Origin of the sequence: Alcaligenes faecalis (assembly GCF_002443155.1) — a bacterium.
Taxonomy (GTDB): domain Bacteria; phylum Pseudomonadota; class Gammaproteobacteria; order Burkholderiales; family Burkholderiaceae_B; genus Alcaligenes; species Alcaligenes faecalis.
In genome coordinates, this window is the sequence record NZ_CP023667.1 from 1,824,038 (window position 1) to 1,843,654 (window position 19,617).

The window sequence follows — 19,617 nt, forward strand, 5'->3', positions numbered from 1 at the left end:
ACGGCGCCGTCAGGCGCCGCAGCGGTCTGCCTGGATCACAGGTCAGCCAAGGGATGAGTCGTTTCTGCGGGCCAGGCAGGAACAAAAAAGCGTTCCACCCAGCGGGCATCAGCCTGTTCCAGCGACGCCGGATTCCAGCGTGGCTGTTTATCCTTATCAATCAGCAGTGCGCGTATGCCTTCCTGGAAGTCGCCCTGTACGCCACATTGCAGCGACACAATGTATTCCAGACGGAAAACATCGGCCAAAGACAGGTGGTGGACCCGCTCCAGCAGCTCAAAGGACAAGCGAGCCGAACCAGGAGCGCCTTTAGCGAAGGTTTGCGCGGCGCGGGACAGCCAGGGGTCGGCACTATCCTGCCACTGCTGCAGAGCCTGTGTAATGCGTTCAAATTCGCGGCTGGCGCAGACATCACGCAGCATGGCGTAATTTTGCTCCAGCGGGCCGCTATCGGGGCGAGCGCCCTCTGCCAGACTGCGCAGGACCTGATGCAGGCTGCCGTCACAAGCGGCGCGTTCATCAGACCAGCTCGTGGCTTGCAGGGCCTTGAGCAAGGCGTCGAAATGCACCCGTGGCAAGTAAGCGTCCGCCAGGCCCAGGAACAGGCAGTCCGAGGCGTTGATTTGCGCGCCGCTCAGCGCCAGGAAGTGGCCGATGCCCGCAGGCAGGTGCGATAGCATCCAGGTGCCGCCCACGTCGGGGAACAAGCCAATGGAGATCTCGGGCATGGCAAAACGCGTGGTATCTGTCACCACACGATGGCTGGCACCGTTGAACAAGCCCACGCCCCCGCCCATCACAATCCCGTCACCCCAGCACAAAATCGGCTTGGGGAAGGTATGAATCAGATAGTCCAGGCGGTATTCCACATCGAAAAATTCGCGGGCGTACTCGTTATTCCAGGCCGAACCACCCTGGTTCTTTTGCATGGAAGCGTACAGCGAATGCAGATCGCCGCCAGCACACAGCGCCTTTTCTCCGGCACCGTGCAACACGATCATGGCAATACTGGAGTCCTTCGCCCATTCCTGAAACTGCTTGAACAGCAACTGGCACATTTCCAGATTAAGTCCATTCAGGGCCTGCGGGCGGTTCAGAGTCGCAACACCAATCGCTTTCCCGTTCTGGCCGGGCAAGCGATCAAACAAAACAGAATCCGTCATCGAATATCAGCTCCAAGATCAATGATTTGTCGTGCAATGATGACACGCATGATCTCGTTTGTGCCTTCCAGAATCTGGTGCACCCGAGTATCGCGCACCAGTCGCTCCACAGGATAATCCTTCAGATAACCATAACCGCCAAAGAGCTGTTGCGCATCCACGCAGGCCTGAAAACCCAGATCCGTGGCCATGCGTTTGGCCATGGCGCAGTAAGTGCTGGCCTGGCTGCTGCCGGCGTCCAGGTGCGAGGCGGCCAGACGCACCATTTGGCGGGCGGCGACCACGCTGGTCAGGATATCGGCCAATTTGAACTGCAGGGCCTGGAACTGGTCCAGATGCTTGCCGAACTGGCGGCGCTCCTGCATGTATTGGCGGGCGGCATCATACGCGCCCTGGGCGGCTCCTACCGAGCAGCAGGCAATATTGATACGCCCACCATCCAGACCCTTCATGGCCAGCTTGAAGCCTTCGCCTTCCTGGCCCAGCATGGCCGAAGCAGGAACGCGCACGCGCTCAAAAGTAATGCCCCGTGTGGACTGGCTGTTCCAGCCCATCTTCAATTCTTTGCGGCCATAGGTGATACCGGCGGCATCGGCAGGTACGGCAAAGGCGGAAATCCCCTTGGGACCATCACCACCGGTACGAGCCATGACCACCAGCAAGTCCGTGTCCCCAGCACCGGAGATAAAGGCTTTGCTGCCGCTGATCAGATAGTCATCACCATCTCGCTCGGCGCGGGTACGCAAGGAGGCGGCATCCGAGCCTGCGCCCGGTTCGGTCAGACAGTAAGAGCCCAGTTTCTGGCCACTGCTCAGCAGCTCGCCCCATTGGGTTTTGACTTCGTCCGTCCCCCAGGTGCCGACCATCCAGGTCACCATATTGTGAATAGTCAGAAATGCGGTGGTTGAGGGGTCCACTGCCGCCATTTCTTCAAACACCAGGCTGGACTCCAGACGTCCCAGGCCCAGACCACCAATGGATTCCGGGGCATACAAGCCGCAAAAACCCAATTCGCCCGCTTTGCGGAACGCCTCGATCGGGAAAACCTGTTCCTCATCCCAACGCGCCGCATGCGGTGCCAGTTCCCCTTGTGCAAACTCGCGAGCCGCTTGCGCAAAAGCGTTCTGATCGTCTGTCAGTATCATGTCTGTCTCCTTATTTTTTACCCACCATAATGCGTGCCGCCCCCTTTAGTTGTCGTGCTGATGACAATCAGCCGTTTCATAGGGGGCAGTGCAAAGCAGGAGGCGACAGTCTAGCTGAAAGTAGCGGCCTGATACGATCAGGCGCAGAAGAACTAGGCGCGGGCAGGTTTACGGCGTGGTCTGGCGGCAGCGCGAGCGGCCAGCTTGTGTGCGTAACGACGACGGCGAGAATCCATGGGGTCAAAAACCAGTTCACGGTAGACTTCCACCCGGTCCTGATCCTGCAAGAGCTGGTCCAGCTGGCAGCGTTGGCCGTAGACGCCGACGTGCAGTGCGTCCAGGCCCTGTTCATCATCCAGCGGCGGCAGGCCGCACTCACGCAGCCCTTCGGCAATTCCTGCCTTTAACAGAGCATCACGGACACAGCTGCCCGCTGGCAAACGCAGGGCAGCTTTCCAGACCTGGGCCTGGGTCGCCACAATCACGCTGACGGATAAATCAGTCACCGTAGACCTCTTGGGCACGGCGGGTGAAGGAGTCGATAAAGCTGTTGGCAACGCGGTTGAAAATGGGGCCGACCACCATTTCCAGCGCCCGACTGGAGAACTCGTACTCCATGGTGAACACGATCTTGCAACCGTCTTCACCCAAAGGAGTAAACTGCCAGTCCCCCGTCAAGGCCGAAAACGGCCCTTTGACCAGGCGCAAGACAATACGATTGGGATAATCGTGTTCGTTGCGTGTGGTGAAGGTTTGGCGAATACCCGCGATGCTGATGGTAACCGAGGCTTCCATCCCCTTTTCGTCGCGCTGATTGACGGTCGCCCCCCCACACCAGGGCATGAATTCAGGGTATTTTTCCACCTCTGCAACCAGGTCAAACATCTGTTCGCAGCTATAAGGAAGGAGGACGGAGCGTTTTACTGTATGCATCAGGTCTGGTTAATAGATAGAATGTTCTGATTTTACAATCTATGGTTGGCAATTAATTCATGAGTATTGTTGATAATCGCAAGGCTACCCACGAATATTTTATCGAAGAGCGCTTTGAGGCCGGTCTGGTCCTGGAGGGCTGGGAGGTCAAGGCGATCCGAGCTGGGCATGTTCAGCTCAAAGAAAGCTTTGTCATCGTACGCGAAGGCGAGCTGTTTATTATCGGGATGCACGTCAGCGCTTTGCCGACCGCGTCCACCCATATCCGGCCCGATGCCACTCGCACACGTAAACTGCTGCTCAAAGCCGAAGAAATCAGCAAGCTGATCGGCAAGGTTGAACAACGTGGTTACGCCCTGGTTCCCCTGAACCTCCACTACAAGAAAGGTCGTATCAAGCTGGACTTCGGTCTGGGCCGCGGTAAAAAACTGCACGATAAACGTGATGTTTCCCGCGACAAGGACTGGAAGCGTGAACAAGAACGCTTGATGAAACACGACACCCGCCGCAAGACGAATGAATAAAACGGGCTAAAAAGCCCGTTTTGTTCCAAATCTCAATGTAATTTAACACGAGGGGCGGCCCGTTTGCTGAGCAAGCGGCCCAAAGCCAAGGTTGCCGTTCGCGCAACCCCCAAAATCGCCATGTGGTGCATCAGGTGCAGGCTCATGTACATGATGCGAGCCAGCAAACCTTCCACAAACCAGCTCTTGCCGGACAAGACCCCCATCAGGCTCCCTACCCCGCGGCTGTGACCGACGGAGACCAGCGAGCCGTAGTCCTTGTAGACAAAGGGCGCTTCATCTACCGGCTTGCCCTGAATGCGAGCGGCCAGACGCTTGCGCAGGTAACTGGCTTGCTGGTGCGCGACCTGGGCGCGAGCCGGCAGGAACTGGCCTTCCTTGTCCCAAGGCACTTGTGCGCAATCGCCCAGGGCCCAGATATACGGATCAGGCGTGGACAAACAGGCATCCAGCACCAGCTGATTGATGCGGTTGACGGGCAAACCCAGCTGACCCAAAAAGGCAGGGGCTTCAATCCCGGCCGCCCAGACGCACAAATCGTTGGGATACTGACCGCCGTTCACATCCTCGATATGATCCGCCGCCAGGCGACTGACCCGCACCGAGGTCCGTACCGCCACGCCACGCTGTTCCAGCAGGCTTTGGGCCGTAGCGGACAGCTTGGGTGGCAAGGCGGACAGAATGCGATCTGCGCCTTCCAGCAAGGTAATACGTACTTCACGGTCCGAACTGCTACCCGGAATGCTGTAAATGCTTAAATCGGCGCGGGCTTCCAGCAACTCGGCGGCCAATTCCACCCCGGTTGCCCCGCCCCCGACAATATTGATGTACAGCGGCGCACCTGGCTCGCGCTGAGCACGGCGTGTCACACTGATCAACTCATTGAGCAGCTTCAAACGGAAACGCTCGGCCTGATGGGTCGAATCCAAGGCCAGCGCGTGCTCATGCGTGCCCGGCGTATTGAAGAAATTGGATTTGCTGCCTACAGCCATCACCAACGTGCCATAGGACAGGCTGCGCTCGGGAAAGACCTCTTCATGATCGGGTCCCAGGACAGGCGCCAGCGTAATGGTGCGCTGTTCACGATCAATGCCGATCATTTCACCCTGAATAAAGGTAAAGCCACAGTCACGCGCCAGCATGAAATACGACAGCCCTTCGCGGTGAATATCCAGGGTGCCGGCGGCTACCTCGTGCAAAGACGGTTTCCAGATATGGTCACTGTCCTTGTCGACCAGAAAGATATGCTGACGCCCGAACTGACGTCCTAATTTGGCAGCCAGCTCCAGGCCGCCTGCCCCGCCCCCAACAATCACCACTTGATACGACTGCGTAGTAGACATCCAAAACTCCTCGGGCTTTGTCTTAAGCAAAGAGAGTATCAGAACCGCTGCCTTATACTTTAAATCAAAACAGATAAGGACTATAGCGATCTGTCAGCGCTGCCAGACGCGCCTCAAGGCTGGGGTCTGTGTTACCACCCGAATATGTGGCACATTTGCGCCTTACCGGGTCTTAGATCAAAGACTGAAGCAAACAAATAGGTCCGGCAGCAGTGCATGTCGTAAAATTAAGGGGTTTGGTCTTGCCTTCCCTTAACGATCGAAATGGGGCAGCAGCACAGCAGCCATTGATACGGTATGATGCTGACTTTGTCCTGTTCACTTAATTTTTGCCTGCCATTATGCACGACGATGTTCCCCGAAAATCCCAACGCGCGACTCGAAAGGGGCGCGAACGCCGCGACAAAATTCTGGAAGTTGCTTCCGAGGTTTTTCGCGAAAATGGTTTTGAGGCCACGTCCATGTCCCAAATCGCTGCCTTGGCAGGCGGCTCCAAGGGCACTCTTTACAATTACTTCCCGTCCAAAGAAGACCTCTTGCTGGCTGTTCTGCTGACAGGCGCCCAGGAGTTTACTGAACAGGTACTGACCAAGCTGGACTGCGAAGGCGGTATACGCGAGGAACTGCAGCGTTTCCTGCTCCCCATGCTGCGCAATCTGTACTCCAAGCAAACCGCCCAGCTCTTGCGCATTGTGGTCTCTGTTGGCGGGCACAGCGATATCGGCAAGCGCTTTATGGAGATGCTGGACGATCAGATTTGGGATGGGGTTCAGTGCTTCTTTGCCCGCCACATCGAGCGCGGCACCTTGCGCAAGCTGGACCCGGCCTTGATGGTGGAGCACTTCCGTTGCCTGAGCGAGGGCGAAATCGTACTGCTGCTCATGGGGGCGATGGAGCCCTGGAGTGAAGAGCGCATTCAAACTGAAACGGAACATATTCTGGATATGTTCTTGCACGTTTATCAAAGCGACGTAGAAAATTAAACCGTGTCGCTCGGCTGCAGCGCTGATGATTCCTCCCATATCCGGTTCCTGTTTCACGCTCCATCCCTGACAGCGAACTCTTCAAGACCTTCACAGAATCCTTGCCGCCCGATCCAGGGCGCGTTGGGCCACTCCCCTTCCCCGTTACTGCCTCAGTAAAAGATAAGCCCCAGAAACAACAACACCCCGGCATGGAAGCTCCATGCCGGGGTGTTGAGTCGTCTTGACTGGCTTGGCCAGCGCACTGCCAGAGACACTCTGGCAGCCGCCAGATAAGTCTTAGGCCTTGGCCAGACGCTGCCAGGTATCCACAACCGTGTCCGGGTTCAGCGACAGCGAAATAATGCCTTCGTCGCTCAGCCACTTGGCCAGATCGGGGTGGTCGCTGGGGCCTTGGCCACAAATACCCACGTACTTGTTTTGTGCCAGACATGCCTTGATGGCACGGCTCAGCATGAACTTCACGGCTTCGTCGCGCTCGTCGAAGTCGGCAGCCAGCAGTTCCATACCGGAGTCACGATCCAGACCCAGAGTCAACTGAGTCATGTCGTTGGAACCGATGGAGAAACCGTCAAAGTACTGCAGGAACTTCTCGGCCAAAATGGCGTTGGAAGGCACTTCGCACATCATGATCAGGCGCAGGCCGTTTTCGCCACGAGCCAGGCCGTGAGAAGCCAGCAGGTCCACAACACGCTCTGCCTGACCCAGGGTACGCACGAATGGCACCATGATCTCGACGTTGGTCAGACCCATTTCGTCGCGCACTTTCTTCAGGGCTTCGCATTCCATCTTGAAGCATTCTGCGAAGTCTTCGGACAGGTAGCGAGCCACACCGCGGAAGCCCAGCATTGGGTTTTCTTCCTCGGGCTCGTAGCGCGAACCACCCACCAGCTTGCGGTATTCGTTGGACTTGAAGTCCGACAGACGCACGATGACGGGCTTGGGGTAGAAGGAAGCGGCCAGAGTCGCAATACCTTCAGCCAGTTTTTCCACGAAGAATGCACGTGGGCTGGCGTAGCCACGAGCCGCCGATTCCACCGCCTTTTTCAGGTCGCTATCCACATTGGGGTAGTCCAGAACAGCTTTGGGGTGAATCGCAATGTTGTTGTTGATGATGAATTCCAGACGAGCCAGACCCACACCATCGTTAGGAATTTGCGAGAAGTCAAAAGCCAGTTGTGGGTTACCCACGTTCATCATGACTTTCAGGCCGATCTCGGGCATTTGGCCCCAGCTGACTTCTTCGATCTCGGTTTCCAGCAGACCGTCGTAAATACGGCCTTCGTCGCCTTCAGCACACGACACCGTCACTTCCTGGCCTTCTTTCAGCACGTCTGTGGCGTTGTTGCAACCGACCACGGCAGGGATGCCCAGTTCGCGAGCAATAATCGCCGCGTGGCAGGTACGGCCGCCACGGTTGGTGACAATAGCCGAAGCCAGCTTCATGATGGGTTCCCAGTTAGGGTCCGTCATGTCGGTCACCAGCACGTCGCCGGGTTTGACCAGATCCATCTCGGAGGCGTCAGCCACGATACGGACTTTGCCCGAACCGATCTTCTGACCAATGGCGCGGCCTGTTACCAGGACTTCGCCCGTGGCTTTCAGGCGGTAGCGCTCTTGCACATCGTTGTTGCCTTGCTGGGACTTAACCGTCTCAGGACGGGCTTGCAGGATGTAGATCTTGCCGTCGATACCGTCACGACCCCACTCAATGTCCATAGGACGCTGGTAGTGTTTTTCGATGATGGTGGCGTAGCGGGCCAGTTCGATCACTTCTTCGTCGCTCAGGGAGTAACGGTTGCGCTCAGACACAGGCACGTCCACAGTGCGCACAGCGTGATCGGTAGTACGACCTTCGTCAAATTCCATCTTGATCAGCTTGGAGCCGATACGGCGGCTGATGATGGGGTAGTGACCGGAAGCCAGCGTTGGCTTGTACACGTAGAACTCGTCCGGATTGACCGAACCTTGAACCACGGTTTCGCCCAGGCCGTAGGAGGAAGTCAAAAAGACCACGTCCTTGAAGCCCGATTCCGTGTCCAGGGTGAACATCACACCAGCGCTGCCCTTGTCGGAGCGCACCATGCGCTGGATACCCGCGGACAGAGCCACTTCAGCGTGGGCGTAGCCCTTGTGCACGCGGTAGGAAATAGCGCGGTCGTTGTACAGGGAAGCAAACACGTGGTGAATCTTGCTCAGCACCTCGTCAATGCCCACCACGTTCAGGTAGGTTTCTTGCTGACCGGCAAAGGAAGCGTCAGGCAAGTCTTCAGCGGTGGCGGAAGAGCGCACGGCAAAGGAACCCTTGCCGTCTGCGTCCAGTTCAGCAAACGCGTCACGTACGGCTTTTTCAAACTCGGCCGGGAACGGCGTGTCAATGATCCACTGGCGAATTTCAGCACCGGCAGCAGCCAGTTCACGAACGTCGTCGGCGTCCAGCGTATCCAGACGCTGCTGAATGCGCTTGTCCAGATCGTTGTTTTTCAGGAAAACGCGGAATGCTTCGGCTGTTGTGGCAAAACCACCTGGCACGCGCACACCGGCGTCTGCCAGTTGGCTGATCATTTCACCCAGCGAAGCGTTTTTACCGCCCACTGTGTCGACGTCCGTCATGCGGAGCTTGTCGAAACCAATTACGTAAGACATAAGTCACCTTGAATAGAAAAAAAAGCGTGTTTGCTTAAGGCAGTGATCCCAGCCGCGCTGTCTGTGTGATCTGTCCTAAGCAAACCTGCCTTTCCATACCCCCGATTCGAGCGGTAAATGGTAATCTTGCAAATTGTACCGTTTCCCGAGCATTGTGCACGACTTATTCCATGTCTTCTTCTCCTATTGAGCGTACCGTCTTTGTCGTCTCCGACAGCACGGGCATTACCGCCGAAACTTTCAGCAACTCCGTCCTGTCACAATTCGCTCAATTCGAATTTCAGGCCATCCGGATTCCCTTTATCGATACGATCGAGAAAGCCCAGTCTGTCGCTGATCGCATCAACCAATGCGCCCAGGAACAAGGCCAGCAGCCTCTGGTATTTAGCACCTTGGTTGACCCCAAGATGGCGCACATCATTGGCGCGGCCAACTGCACCTTCCTGGACCTGTTTGGTGCCTTTGTACGACACATTGAACGCGCCCTGGGCGTGAAATCCAGCCGTTCCGTGGGCCGTTCGCACTCCGGTGGCATGTCCAAGCGCTACAACAATCGCATTGAGGCCATCAACTTCAGCCTGGCGCACGACGATGGTCAGTACGTGAACGGTCTGGAACAAGCCGACGTGATCCTGGTGGGTGTCTCCCGCTGCGGAAAAACACCTACCAGCTTGTACTTGGCAATGCAGTATGCCGTCAAGGCCGCCAACTATCCCATCATTCCCGAAGATTTCCAGCGCGGCACCCTGCCTGCCACACTGGCCCCCTACCGGAAAAAGATTTTTGGCCTGTCCATCCATCCAGACCGTCTGTCTGAAGTGCGCAATGAACGCCGTCCAGGGAGCAAATACGCCACCATCGAGCAGTGCCGCATGGAAGTGGCTGAAGCAGAACGTTTAATGCGCATGGAAGGCATTCCCTGGCTGTCCACCACCACCAAATCCATTGAAGAAATCTCGACCAAGATTCTGGATGACGTCGGTTTGGACCGCCGCTCGTACTAAGGACTGAACGCCTGGTCCAGACGATACGCCCCCTAAGGGAGTATTCGGACAGCCTCAACATCAAGGCCTGATCTCGGTATCACAACGAACTCAGGCCTTTTTGTTGGCCGCTGGTACGGTATCAGATCTGCTGCTTTTGTCCGCACTCAACCCCACTTGCCCACCCAAACCTGCGGGTGCTGATCACTCCAGGGCAAGGCTTGCTCCAACTGGCCAGCCAAGCCAAACAACAGGCATTCCTGGCCATAAGCGGCCGTAAACATCATGCCTATGGGTAAGGAAGTCGCCACATCCTGCCCGGCCGGCACCGACATGGACGGCGAACCACTGATATTGGCCAAGGCGGCAAAAGGCGCTTGCTTAAACACGTGGGCAATCCAGCCCAGACCATCCACCTGATCCTGTACCTTGTTGTACTCCCCCACCTTCATGGGCAGCGTGGGCACGGTCGGCGTCATCAAGACATCGTACTTCTGAAAATACGTGCCCAGATTTCGCGAGACCGTATTACGCACGGCAATCGCCCCCAGAATATCAATCCCGCTTATCTTCTTGCCGTAGGCATAGGCCGCCAGCGTGGCCTGCTCCAGATATTCCTCGTTCACCGGCCGCCCCGTGAGCGCGGCAATGCTGTCTATCCACGCCGCCGTGTTCACGTTCCAGAACTGGGCATTGGCGTGTACAAACGCCTCCCAGCTGACGCCGGAATCAAACACCAGGGGTTCGACCCGGTGGCCCAAAGACTCCAGCACTGCGGCCATATCAATCGCCTTGGCCGCAATGACGGACTGGGTTTTGTCACCGCTGGGCGGATCCATCATCAGCCCGATACGCAAAGAGCCTGGGTTTTTCTTCACAGCCGACAGAAAGGTCTGAGGTGGCGCTGCCGTGTAATACGGCTCCCCGATCCCGGGGCGGCTAATTGCGTCCAGCAAGGCAGCGCTGTCCCGTACACTGCGGCTGACACCCAGGTGGGCCAGCAAACCGCTCCACACCTCATCTTGTTGAGGGCCGCTGGAAACCCGCCCCCGAGTCGGTTTCAAACCGAACAGGCCGTTCACCGCTGCCGGGACACGAATGGAGCCGCCGCCATCGGTTGCATGGGCCACGGGCACCATCCCTGCCGCTACCGCCGCTGCCGAGCCCCCTGTGGAGCCACCTGCATTAAAGGCAGGGTTCCAGGGATTCAGCGTAGGGCCTACGCAGCGCGCCTCCGTCGTGGTACTGATAGCGAATTCCGAAGTGGTCGTGCGCCCCAGCGTGACCAATCCCGCCTCCTTGTAAAGGCTCATCAGGGTGCTGTCCGCATCCATCACCATGTCTTGCGCCAGCTTGCTGCCCAGCTCGTAACGCTTGCCCTTCATGGTGATGGCCAGATCTTTAATCAAAAACGGGACGCCGTAGAGTACGGAGTCCCGATCAGCATGGGGGTCGATCTCCCCGTCCCAGCTCTCTACAACGGCATTGATTTTGCTGTTCAGGGTATCGACCGCTTTTTTGCCCACCTGACTTAACTCTTGAACACTGATTTGTTTCTTGGCGACCAGCTCAGCCAGAGCCAGGGCATCATAGGTCGCGTATTCGCTAAGTTTCATTGTTGACCTCATCTGAAAAGGATTAGAAATCCAGCCGGATACAACGATGGAGCGATACAAAGAGAAGGGGCGGCCCTTTACGGAGCCGCTAGCAGACAAGCGTCTGCAGCGCTATGCACTCAGTGCTAGCGTACCGATAAGCAGGCGCCTTACTAGATGATTTATTTGATTTTACAAGTGGAGACAAGTGTTCCATCAGGACAGAAATGACTCACACCAGTCGCTTTCTCCTGATACTTCACCCTCAAACCACTGGGACTAGCGGCTGTGCTGACGACGTTGCTCGTACAGACAAAGTGCGGTGGCAATGGCCACGTTCAAGGACTCCACGCCAGGAGCCTGAGGGATGAACAAACGCTGATTCGCTTTCGCCAGCAAGGCCGGGCTGACACCCTGCCCTTCATTGCCAAAAACCCAAATCCCTTGATCCGGCAGGCTGGATTCGTACAGGTCCTGGGTATCCGGGCCCAAAGAGGTTACCAGCACCGGCAAGGCGGCTTTTTCAAGCAAGGCCATACCATCCACCTGCTCATGGATTTGAATCGAGAAATGGGCGCCCTGTGCACTACGCAGCACTTTTTGCGACCAGACGCTGGCACAGCCCGGTGTCAGATACACCGCTTCCAGCCCCACTGCCACTGCGGTCCGCAAGACCGTCCCCACATTGCCCGGATCCTGAACCTGATCCAGCAAGATGGCCCGTTTCGTGGGAACTGTCCAAGCCTGTCCACGAGGAACGCGGACAATAAAGCCGATGCCCTGCCCCTGGCCGACCTGTGAGACTGCATTCATCAAAGTGGCATTGAAGGTGACGCTGCTATGGCCGGGCAAGAAGCGCGCCAGCTCCAGCAGTTCATCTGAATGGCGGTCCATCTCGAAAACAGCAAGTTCTGGCAAGCCACGACGTTCCAGCCACATCTGGCACAGATGAATGCCTTCCAACCAAATCAGCTGATCGTCCCCGTCCAGCTCGCGTTTATCGTGAGCCAGGCGCTGCACTCGTTTGAACAGCGCATTATCTTTGGATTCAATCAGCCTCATTGTCTTCAACTTACCTAACTAGAGATGCGCGTACCGGCGCGAAACTTCGACGATGCTCGGCGCAAGGGCCGTGCTGGGACAAACGTTCCAGATGAAAGGCCGTCCCGTAGCCTTTGTGCTGGTCAAAACCGTATTCGGGATAGTCTCGGTGCAATTCCAGACAGACCGCATCTCGCGCTGTTTTCGCCAAAATTGATGCAGCCGCAATGGCAGCATGGCTGGCATCGCCTTTGATGATGGCTTCTGCCGGGCAACACAGGCCAGTGGGAATCCGATTGCCATCCACCAAGGCCTGTTCGGGTTTGACACTCAGGCCATTGCAGGCTCGCTGCATCGCCAACATGGCCGCATGCAAGATATTGATGTCATCAATTTCTGCAACGGTCGCGCTGGCAATTTCCCAGGCCAAAGCCCTTTCCTTGATCAACACAGCCAAGGCTTCACGCCGTTTGGCGGTCAGCTTCTTGGAGTCGTTCAGGCCTTCAATGGGATTGTTCGGGTCCAGAATCACGGCAGCGGCAAAGACGGGACCCGCCAGGGGGCCGCGCCCCGCTTCATCCAGCCCCGCCACCAAACCTGCCGAGACATCACTGACTAATAAATCCAGCTGCTTCATGCACGCGCCATCTTCAAAATGACCTCGGCCGCCAAGGCCGGTGTGTCCCGACGCAAGGTCAAATGCATCTCAGTAAAGACTTGCTCGATATGCGCCACATAGCTCTGATCGCTCAAGGCTTTCCAGCACTCTTGCGCCAGTTTCCTGGGCTCGGCATCTTCTTGCAGCAGCTCGGGCACGACAAAATCCCGAGCCAGCACATTGGGCAAACCCACCCAAGGCACATAAGGCCGGTCCTGACCAGACTTCCACCGTATGATGCGCTCCATCATGGGGCTGAGCACATACGAAATAACCATAGGCCGCTTGTACAAGGCGGTTTCCAGACTGGCGGTACCACTGGCCACCAGCACAGCGTCACTGGCTTCCATCACCGTCCAGGCGGGTGGGCGAACCACGCCTTCCGAATCAGGCTGACGAATACCGGCCGTATTGGCATCAATAATGTGCACATTGCGGATGGGATGCTGAGCCAGCGCTTCCTCAAACTCCTGACGGCGCTTAGGGTTCACCATAGGCACCAGAATCGTCAGATCCGGATCCTGGTCCTGCAAAATCTGTACGGCCTGCAAAAAGCGCGGTGACAGCATCTTGACCTCGGAGGAGCGGCTGCCAGGCAATACGCCCAGAATACGACCTGTCTCAGGCAAACCCAGGCGACGGCGCGCATCCACCTTGTCCGGCTGCACCGGAATATTCGCTGCCAAGGGGTGGCCCACATAGGTCACTGGAATGCCTTCCTTTTCGTAGATCTCGGTCTCGAAAGGAAACAGCACCAGCATATGGGAAACCGCTTCGCGGATCTTGTGGATACGCTCATAGCGCCAGGCCCAGATCGAGGGTCCCACAAAGTGCACCGTCGGCACACCGGCCTGACGCAAACGATGCTCCAGGCGCAAATTGAAGTCCGGGGCGTCAATACCCACAAACACATCCGGACGCTGGCGCAACCACTGATTGCGCATGCCCAAATAAGTGGAGACCAGCCCCGGAATACGTTTGAGCGCCTCGACGTAACCAAATACCGTCAAGGCGTCCATGGGATAGTATTGGTGAAATTGCTGGGCGGCCATCTCGGGGCCGCCTATGCCTTCTACCTGCACGCCAGGATTGCCCTGGCGCAGCCCTTGAATGATACGAGCCGCCAGCAAATCGCCAGACGGCTCACCCGCTACCATTCCTATACGCAGATCCCGCTTGGCCCCTGTTTGCCCCGACCCGTCTGAACGTGCCGCTAATGGGCTGGAGGCGCTGCTCATGGTCGGCAAATACCCCGGCTGGAGTCGTTCAGAAAGTCGATCATGACCTGTACGGCCGCACGGCACTCAGGCTGCGTTTCCTGCAAGGCTTGCATCTGCTCTACCGCCTGCTCCACCGTCAGCTTGCGACGATACAGCAGCTTGTAGCTTTCCTTCACGGCCGAAATCGCTTCAGCCGAGAAGTTGCGACGGCCCAGGCCTTCGCTATTCACACCGACAGGACGGAAAGGATCACCTGCGCCGATCACGTAAGGAGGAATATCCTGACGCACCGAGCTGGTACCACCAATCATGCTGTGTGCACCGATACGACCGAATTGATGCACAGCAGTCAAACCGCCCAGAATGGCCCAGTCGCCAATATGCACGTGGCCGCCCAGCTGGACGCTGTTGGCGATAATCGTGTGATTGCCGATCTGGCAATCATGAGCAATGTGGGTGTAGGCCATGATCCAGTTGTCATTGCCCACACGGGTCACGCCCACATCCTGCACCGTACCGGTATTGATGGTGACGTATTCACGAACCATATTGCCATCGCCGATTTCCAGGCGAGTCGGTTCACCAGCGTACTTCTTGTCCTGCGGCATGCCGCCGATGGAGCAGAAACGGTAGAAATGGTTGTTGCGACCAATCGTGGTCACGCCATCTATCACGCAGTGAGGGCCCACTTTGGTGCCCGCCCCTATCGTGACATTGGGCCCAATGATGCTGTAAGGCCCGACCTCGACATCATCTGCAAGCTGAGCGCCTGCTTCGATGATGGCCGTTTCATGAATACGCATAAACTATTCTTCCAATTGACGGATAGCACACATAATTTTGGCTTCGGCTACCACTTGGCCATCGACCAGGGCGCGGCCTGTGTACTTGCACAAAGCGCGGCTGATACGGTCAGCCGTCACTTCCAGGCGCAACTGATCGCCTGGCATCACGGGCTTGCGGAAACGCGCGCCATCCACACCGACCAGGTAATAAGCCAGCTTGTTGTCCACTTTGGCGTACGGATCCTCAGGATCGGTAAAAGAGAACAGTGCGGCTGCCTGAGCCATGGCTTCAATGATCAAGACCCCAGGCATAACCGGCATGTGCGGAAAGTGGCCCGTAAAAAAGGGTTCATTCATCGACACGTTTTTAATGGCGACGATGCTCTTGCCGGGCACCAGTTCCAAGACGCGATCGACCAGCAACATCGGGTAACGATGAGGGAGGCGATCCATAATTTGTCGAATGTCGAGTTCCATGTCCTGTCCTGCTTATTTTTGTTTATTGATATGTTCAGATGATTCATTTGCCCCATCCGCCTGCTGTCGTTCCAAAGAACGCAGGCGGCGGCGCAAACCGCTCAATTGCCCCAATACGGCAGCATTTTTCTGCCAGTCCTGGTGTCCAGCAAAGGGATAAACCCCAGTGTAACGTCCAGGCTGACTGATATTGGAGGTGACAGCCGTACCGCCAGAGACGTGTACATCGTCACCCAAGACCAGGTGGCCCGAGAGCATCGCTGCCCCGGCAATCGTACAACGCGCCCCAATCTGGGTAGAGCCGGCCACCCCCACACACGCCGCCATGGCCGTATGTTCGCCGACCTGCACGTTGTGCCCGATCATGATCTGATTGTCCAGCTTGACGCCGTTGGCCAATACCGTGTCATCCAGTGCGCCACGGTCCACCGTGGTATTGGCACCGATCTCAACGTCGTCACCAATACGTACATGACCGATCTGCGCAATCTTGGCCCAGGCTCCCTTCCCTTTGACCGGGTCCGGCGCGAAACCAAAACCATCAGCGCCCAGCACCACACCCGAATGCAAAATGGCACGAGCACCTATATGCACCTGATGGTACAAAGTGACACGCGCATGCAGCAAACAGTCCTGCCCCAAGGTAGAACCGGCGCCGATCACGCAATGCGCGCCCAAACGAGAGCCGCGTCCAATCTTGACGTCGGCCTCGACCACACAGAATGGCCCGACCGAGACACCCTCACCCACCTGCGCACTGGGATCAATCACCGCAGTGGGATGAATGCCCTTGGGCAAATCCGCCATGCGTACCTGATCAAAACGCTGCGCCAGCAGCGCATACATCAGATAAGGTTGTGAGCACAACACCGGGATAAAGGAGGGTGTAAAGCCCAGACCTTCATAGACCTGCGGCGTCAGAATCACCACCGCGGCAGAAGTCTGCTCCAGCAGATCCTGCATCTTGGGATTGGACAGAAAGCTGATTTCCTCCGGGCCCGCAGAAAGCAAAGAGCCTAGGCCCCGAATCCGGGGCGTAGGCTCTTTAATGCCTTCTGGCAGCTTGCAATCCAGTCCGGTCTTGTTGATGGCGTCTATAAGTTCAGACAGCTGTACAGCCTGATCAACGTTCAGCAATACCGGCATAGTGCATCAACCGCCCAGTGCTTTCAGAACTTCCTCGGTGATGTCCACACGTGGGCTGACAGTGACGGCGTCCTGAATGATCAGGTCGTAGCCTTGGGAGTCAGCAATACGCTTGATGGCGGCATCAGCCTGCTCAACAATAGCCGAGAACTCTTCGTTGCGGCGACGGTTGAAGTCTTCCTGGAACTCGCGACGCTTGCGCTGCAGGTCGGAGTCCAGATCAGCCAGCTGACGCTGACGCTTCACACGGTCGGACTCGGACAGCACCGGGGCGTCCTTGTCGAACTTCTGAGCTTGCGAACGCAGGTTATTGGCCATGCGCTCCAGCTCTTCGTCACGACGCTTGAATTCTGCTTCGATTTTGGTCTGGGCAGCTTTGGCGGGCTTGGAATCACGCAAGATGCGCTCTGTGCTGACAAAACCGATTTTGGTCTGGGCCTGAACAACAGGAGCAGCGGTCATGGCGCCGACACCCAGCGCGGCAGCCAGAACGAGCGCTTTATTGCCACGCGACAAGCTGCGGGCGATGTTTGTAAGTTTTAATGCGATGTTTGACTTCATGAAAAATCTACCTTGCTAATTAGGCTGCAGAATAGTGCAATTGTGCCACTAAACACGAACATCAGAAAGCGGTACCAATCTGGAACTGGAAGGCTTGTTTGTCGTCACCTTCCTTGGCGCGCAAGGCGCGACCGTAGGACAGCTGCAAAGGACCAAGTGGGGATTCCCACGACAAGCCCAGACCTGCAGCGTACTTCCAACCGCATGGATCTTCCGACAGACGGTCAGGACGACCCATTGGGCAACCACCGCTGGTGTTGTCCACTTTACCGGCATCGGCAAAGACGAACCAACGCAACGTACGGTCACGTGAGGCACCGGGGAATGGCAGGTACAGCTGGGCGTTGGCGATCATTCGACGCGAACCACCCAGGTAGTCGCCCGTCAAGGTATCGCGACCACCCAAGGACGCCCCTTCGTAGCCACGTACCGAACCGATACCACCGGCATAGACGTTCTTGATAACCGGGAAGCTCTTGCCACCGATGCTGCGACCGTAGTCAATCGCCCCGTTCAGAGCCAGCGTATAGGCACGACCCAAAGGAATGTAGTGCTGGTGGCTGGCGCGCAGCATGTAGTAGCGCAGATCCATCGTACCCATATCAGCCGACAGACTGGTCAGGCTGCCCTTGTTCGGAGCAATCGCGCTGTCGCGGGTATCTTTGGACCAACCCAGGTTGAAAATAAAGGTGTTGGTGCCTTCGCCATACTCGTTCACGTAGTCCTGGTAGGCACGTGGTGTGTACTGCGGGCTCAGGCGCGAGAGCTTGTTGTGCTCGAAGTTCACGCCCATGAACACACGGTCGTACTCGGAAATAGGCACACCGAAGTTCAGGCCAGCACCGATGGCGGTGTTCTGGTAATCACCCCAACCATCATTGGACTGGTAAGGCGTGGTACGACGGTAGTAAATCGAGGTGGTCTTGCTGATGCCGTCACCTGTCCAGAAAGGATTGGTGTGGCTGATCACCGCCGCACGGTTCACTTTACTGGTATTGACCTGCAAGGACAGGCTGTTGCCGCTACCGAAGATATTGTCCTGGCTGATACCAGCCGACAGCATCAGCTTGTCGGTGGAGCCGTAACCAATACCCAGGTTGACCAGGCCAGTCGGTTTCTCTTTCACTTCTACGTTCACGTCCACCTGGTCAGGCGAACCGGGAACGGGCTTGGTGTTCACGTCCACTTCGTTGAAGTAGCCCAGACGGTCCACACGGTCACGCGAGAACTTGATCGCGTCCGAGTCGTACCAGGCGGCTTCCTGCTGACGCATTTCACGACGCACCACTTCGTCACGGGTACGAACGTTGCCGCCAATTTCAATACGACGCACGTAGACACGACGACCGGGATCCACGTAGAAGGTCAGATCAGCCGTGTGATTTTCACGATCCAGCACAGGGTTGGGGTTGGCATTGGCAAATGCGTAACCCAGGCCGCCCAGGTATTCCGTAATTGCTTTTACGGTACCGCTGGTCTTGTCCGAGGAAAACACCTCACCTTCTTTCTGCTGGACCAAAGGCTGAATCTTGTCTTCCAGACCCAGCAGATCACCGGCCAATTTCACACTGCTCAGCGTGTAGGGCTGGCCTTCGTGAATGGTCAGGGTAATGAAAATATCTTTACGGTCTGGCGAAATCGAGACCTGAGGCGCTTCGGCCGAGTACTCCAGGAAGCCACGGTTCAGGTAGTAGGAGCGGATACGCTCCATATCGCCTTCCAGTTTTTCGCGGGAGTATTTATCGGTGCCGGTGTACCAGGTCATCATGCCCGAGGTCGTCAGCTCCATCTGATCGAGCAAGTCGCCTTGCGAGACAGCTTCCGTACCAACGATGCGGATTTCCTTGATCTTGGCCAGACCGCCTTCAAAGATGTCAAAGCTGACACCGACGCGGTTACGTGGCAAAGGCGTGATGATAGGCGTGATTTCCACACCGTACTTGCCCTTGGACAAGTACTGCTGTTTCAGCTCGAATTCCGCCCGTTCCAGCATGGAACGGTCAAAAACCCGGCCTTCTCCAAAGCCTACCTGGGCCAGGGAGTTGATAATATTCTTGGAGTCGAACTCGCGCATGCCATTAAAGGATACGGAGGCGATGGTCGGGCGCTCTTTGACATTGACGATCAGCACGTTGGTGCTGGTGTCAATTTGCACGTCGCTGAAAAAGCCGGTGGCGTACAGGCGCTGAATCGCATCTGCAGCCTGCTCTTCCGAGAAGGACTCACCGACCTTGACAGGCAAAGACGAGAACACGGCGCCGGGATCGACCCGCTGGATGCCGTTGACTTGAATATCGCGCACGACAAACGGTGCAAATGCATTCGCCAGGGCGGGAGCAAGCAGACTTGCCACCAATACGGGCAGAACACGCAACGCAAAAGTAGGTTTCCGGCTAAACGACATCCTGGACAAT

General features: G+C 56.8%; 18 protein-coding genes. 3 read left to right on the top strand and 15 right to left on the bottom strand.

Going from position 1 to position 19,617, the window contains the following annotated elements; genetic code table 11:
* Positions 1–35 precede the first annotated feature (35 nt).
* From CPY64_RS08525 to CPY64_RS08540, 4 genes are all read right to left on the bottom strand, one after another.
* Complete coding sequence (locus CPY64_RS08525; RefSeq protein WP_042480736.1) at positions 36–1,163, bottom strand: enoyl-CoA hydratase/isomerase family protein; 1,128 nt, start codon at positions 1,161–1,163, stop codon at positions 36–38.
* Complete coding sequence (locus CPY64_RS08530; protein WP_042480739.1) at positions 1,160–2,308, bottom strand: acyl-CoA dehydrogenase family protein; 1,149 nt, start codon at positions 2,306–2,308, stop codon at positions 1,160–1,162. The genes CPY64_RS08525 and CPY64_RS08530 overlap by 4 nt, the downstream gene beginning before the upstream one ends.
* Before the next feature lie 152 nt (positions 2,309–2,460).
* A complete protein-coding gene (locus CPY64_RS08535; RefSeq protein ID WP_042480741.1) occupies positions 2,461–2,814 on the bottom strand; it encodes an RnfH family protein in 354 nt (117 codons plus the stop codon).
* The gene (locus CPY64_RS08540) at positions 2,807–3,241 is read right to left on the bottom strand and encodes a type II toxin-antitoxin system RatA family toxin (protein ID WP_042480744.1); all 435 of its coding nucleotides are present in this window, start codon (positions 3,239–3,241) and stop codon (positions 2,807–2,809) included. Before CPY64_RS08540 ends, CPY64_RS08535 begins: the two co-directional genes overlap by 8 nt.
* A 59-nt stretch (positions 3,242–3,300) precedes the next feature.
* Here CPY64_RS08540 and smpB point away from each other — a divergent pair, with 59 nt between their 5' ends.
* Positions 3,301–3,765, top strand: coding sequence for an SsrA-binding protein SmpB (gene smpB, locus CPY64_RS08545; protein WP_042480746.1), 465 nt, complete (start codon positions 3,301–3,303; stop codon positions 3,763–3,765).
* A gap of 32 nt (positions 3,766–3,797) precedes the next feature.
* On the opposite strand, the gene CPY64_RS08550 is transcribed toward smpB, so the two are convergent.
* Positions 3,798–5,108 (bottom strand): NAD(P)/FAD-dependent oxidoreductase, encoded by a 1,311-nt coding sequence (locus CPY64_RS08550; protein WP_042480749.1) that lies wholly within the window; start codon positions 5,106–5,108, stop codon positions 3,798–3,800.
* Positions 5,109–5,449: 341 nt separating this feature from the next.
* Between CPY64_RS08550 and CPY64_RS08555 the strand changes: the two genes are divergently transcribed.
* Positions 5,450–6,091 carry a TetR/AcrR family transcriptional regulator gene (locus CPY64_RS08555; protein WP_226791355.1) on the top strand — a complete coding sequence of 214 codons (642 nt, stop codon included), beginning with the start codon at positions 5,450–5,452 and terminating at the stop codon, positions 6,089–6,091.
* A gap of 279 nt (positions 6,092–6,370) precedes the next feature.
* Here the strand turns inward: CPY64_RS08555 and ppsA are convergent, their stop codons facing one another.
* Positions 6,371–8,737: a phosphoenolpyruvate synthase gene (ppsA, locus tag CPY64_RS08560; protein ID WP_042480752.1), complete on the bottom strand. Its 2,367-nt coding sequence runs from the start codon at positions 8,735–8,737 to the stop codon at positions 6,371–6,373.
* A 170-nt stretch (positions 8,738–8,907) separates the two neighbouring features.
* Here ppsA and ppsR point away from each other — a divergent pair, with 170 nt between their 5' ends.
* Positions 8,908–9,741, top strand: coding sequence for a posphoenolpyruvate synthetase regulatory kinase/phosphorylase PpsR (ppsR, locus tag CPY64_RS08565; RefSeq protein WP_009454124.1), 834 nt, complete (start codon positions 8,908–8,910; stop codon positions 9,739–9,741).
* A 146-nt stretch (positions 9,742–9,887) separates the two neighbouring features.
* On the opposite strand, the gene CPY64_RS08570 is transcribed toward ppsR, so the two are convergent.
* The 9 genes from CPY64_RS08570 to bamA all read right to left on the bottom strand — a co-directional run bounded on the left by CPY64_RS08570 (position 9,888) and on the right by bamA (position 19,607).
* Positions 9,888–11,336 (bottom strand): amidase, encoded by a 1,449-nt coding sequence (locus CPY64_RS08570; RefSeq protein WP_042480755.1) that lies wholly within the window; start codon positions 11,334–11,336, stop codon positions 9,888–9,890.
* A 258-nt stretch (positions 11,337–11,594) separates the two neighbouring features.
* A complete protein-coding gene (locus tag CPY64_RS08575; RefSeq protein WP_042480758.1) occupies positions 11,595–12,377 on the bottom strand; it encodes a TrmH family RNA methyltransferase in 783 nt (260 codons plus the stop codon).
* 10 nt (positions 12,378–12,387) lie between these two features.
* Positions 12,388–12,993 (bottom strand): ribonuclease HII, encoded by a 606-nt coding sequence (rnhB, locus tag CPY64_RS08580; RefSeq protein WP_042480761.1) that lies wholly within the window; start codon positions 12,991–12,993, stop codon positions 12,388–12,390.
* A complete protein-coding gene (gene lpxB, locus CPY64_RS08585; protein WP_042480764.1) occupies positions 12,990–14,171 on the bottom strand; it encodes a lipid-A-disaccharide synthase in 1,182 nt (393 codons plus the stop codon). Before lpxB ends, rnhB begins: the two co-directional genes overlap by 4 nt.
* Before the next feature lie 77 nt (positions 14,172–14,248).
* Positions 14,249–15,037, bottom strand: a complete 789-nt coding sequence (gene lpxA, locus CPY64_RS08590) for an acyl-ACP--UDP-N-acetylglucosamine O-acyltransferase (protein ID WP_042480769.1) — start codon at positions 15,035–15,037, stop codon at positions 14,249–14,251.
* A 3-nt stretch (positions 15,038–15,040) separates the two neighbouring features.
* Positions 15,041–15,496, bottom strand: coding sequence for a 3-hydroxyacyl-ACP dehydratase FabZ (gene fabZ / locus CPY64_RS08595; protein WP_003799758.1), 456 nt, complete (start codon positions 15,494–15,496; stop codon positions 15,041–15,043).
* A gap of 12 nt (positions 15,497–15,508) precedes the next feature.
* Positions 15,509–16,642, bottom strand: coding sequence for a UDP-3-O-(3-hydroxymyristoyl)glucosamine N-acyltransferase (gene lpxD, locus CPY64_RS08600; protein ID WP_042480773.1), 1,134 nt, complete (start codon positions 16,640–16,642; stop codon positions 15,509–15,511).
* Positions 16,643–16,648: 6 nt separating this feature from the next.
* The gene (locus tag CPY64_RS08605) at positions 16,649–17,203 is read right to left on the bottom strand and encodes an OmpH/Skp family outer membrane protein (RefSeq protein WP_003799754.1); all 555 of its coding nucleotides are present in this window, start codon (positions 17,201–17,203) and stop codon (positions 16,649–16,651) included.
* Positions 17,204–17,264: 61 nt separating this feature from the next.
* Positions 17,265–19,607 (bottom strand): outer membrane protein assembly factor BamA, encoded by a 2,343-nt coding sequence (bamA, locus tag CPY64_RS08610; RefSeq protein ID WP_042480776.1) that lies wholly within the window; start codon positions 19,605–19,607, stop codon positions 17,265–17,267.
* Positions 19,608–19,617 lie beyond the last annotated feature (10 nt).

Excerpts from the sequence above, each read along its gene's own strand:
- CPY64_RS08525 (WP_042480736.1), bottom strand. The coding sequence starts at position 1,163 with ATGACGGATTCTGTTTTGTTTGATCGCTTGCCCGGCCAGAACGGGAAA.
- CPY64_RS08530 (WP_042480739.1), bottom strand. The coding sequence starts at position 2,308 with ATGATACTGACAGACGATCAGAACGCTTTTGCGCAAGCGGCTCGCGAG.
- CPY64_RS08540 (WP_042480744.1), bottom strand. The coding sequence starts at position 3,241 with ATGCATACAGTAAAACGCTCCGTCCTCCTTCCTTATAGCTGCGAACAG.
- smpB (WP_042480746.1), top strand. The coding sequence starts at position 3,301 with ATGAGTATTGTTGATAATCGCAAGGCTACCCACGAATATTTTATCGAA.
- CPY64_RS08550 (WP_042480749.1), bottom strand. The coding sequence starts at position 5,108 with ATGTCTACTACGCAGTCGTATCAAGTGGTGATTGTTGGGGGCGGGGCA.
- CPY64_RS08555 (WP_226791355.1), top strand. The coding sequence starts at position 5,450 with ATGCACGACGATGTTCCCCGAAAATCCCAACGCGCGACTCGAAAGGGG.
- ppsA (WP_042480752.1), bottom strand. The coding sequence starts at position 8,737 with ATGTCTTACGTAATTGGTTTCGACAAGCTCCGCATGACGGACGTCGAC.
- ppsR (WP_009454124.1), top strand. The coding sequence starts at position 8,908 with ATGTCTTCTTCTCCTATTGAGCGTACCGTCTTTGTCGTCTCCGACAGC.
- CPY64_RS08570 (WP_042480755.1), bottom strand. The coding sequence starts at position 11,336 with ATGAAACTTAGCGAATACGCGACCTATGATGCCCTGGCTCTGGCTGAG.
- CPY64_RS08575 (WP_042480758.1), bottom strand. The coding sequence starts at position 12,377 with ATGAGGCTGATTGAATCCAAAGATAATGCGCTGTTCAAACGAGTGCAG.
- rnhB (WP_042480761.1), bottom strand. The coding sequence starts at position 12,993 with ATGAAGCAGCTGGATTTATTAGTCAGTGATGTCTCGGCAGGTTTGGTG.
- lpxB (WP_042480764.1), bottom strand. The coding sequence starts at position 14,171 with ATGGTAGCGGGTGAGCCGTCTGGCGATTTGCTGGCGGCTCGTATCATT.
- lpxA (WP_042480769.1), bottom strand. The coding sequence starts at position 15,037 with ATGCGTATTCATGAAACGGCCATCATCGAAGCAGGCGCTCAGCTTGCA.
- fabZ (WP_003799758.1), bottom strand. The coding sequence starts at position 15,496 with ATGGAACTCGACATTCGACAAATTATGGATCGCCTCCCTCATCGTTAC.
- lpxD (WP_042480773.1), bottom strand. The coding sequence starts at position 16,642 with ATGCCGGTATTGCTGAACGTTGATCAGGCTGTACAGCTGTCTGAACTT.
- CPY64_RS08605 (WP_003799754.1), bottom strand. The coding sequence starts at position 17,203 with ATGAAGTCAAACATCGCATTAAAACTTACAAACATCGCCCGCAGCTTG.
- bamA (WP_042480776.1), bottom strand. The coding sequence starts at position 19,607 with ATGTCGTTTAGCCGGAAACCTACTTTTGCGTTGCGTGTTCTGCCCGTA.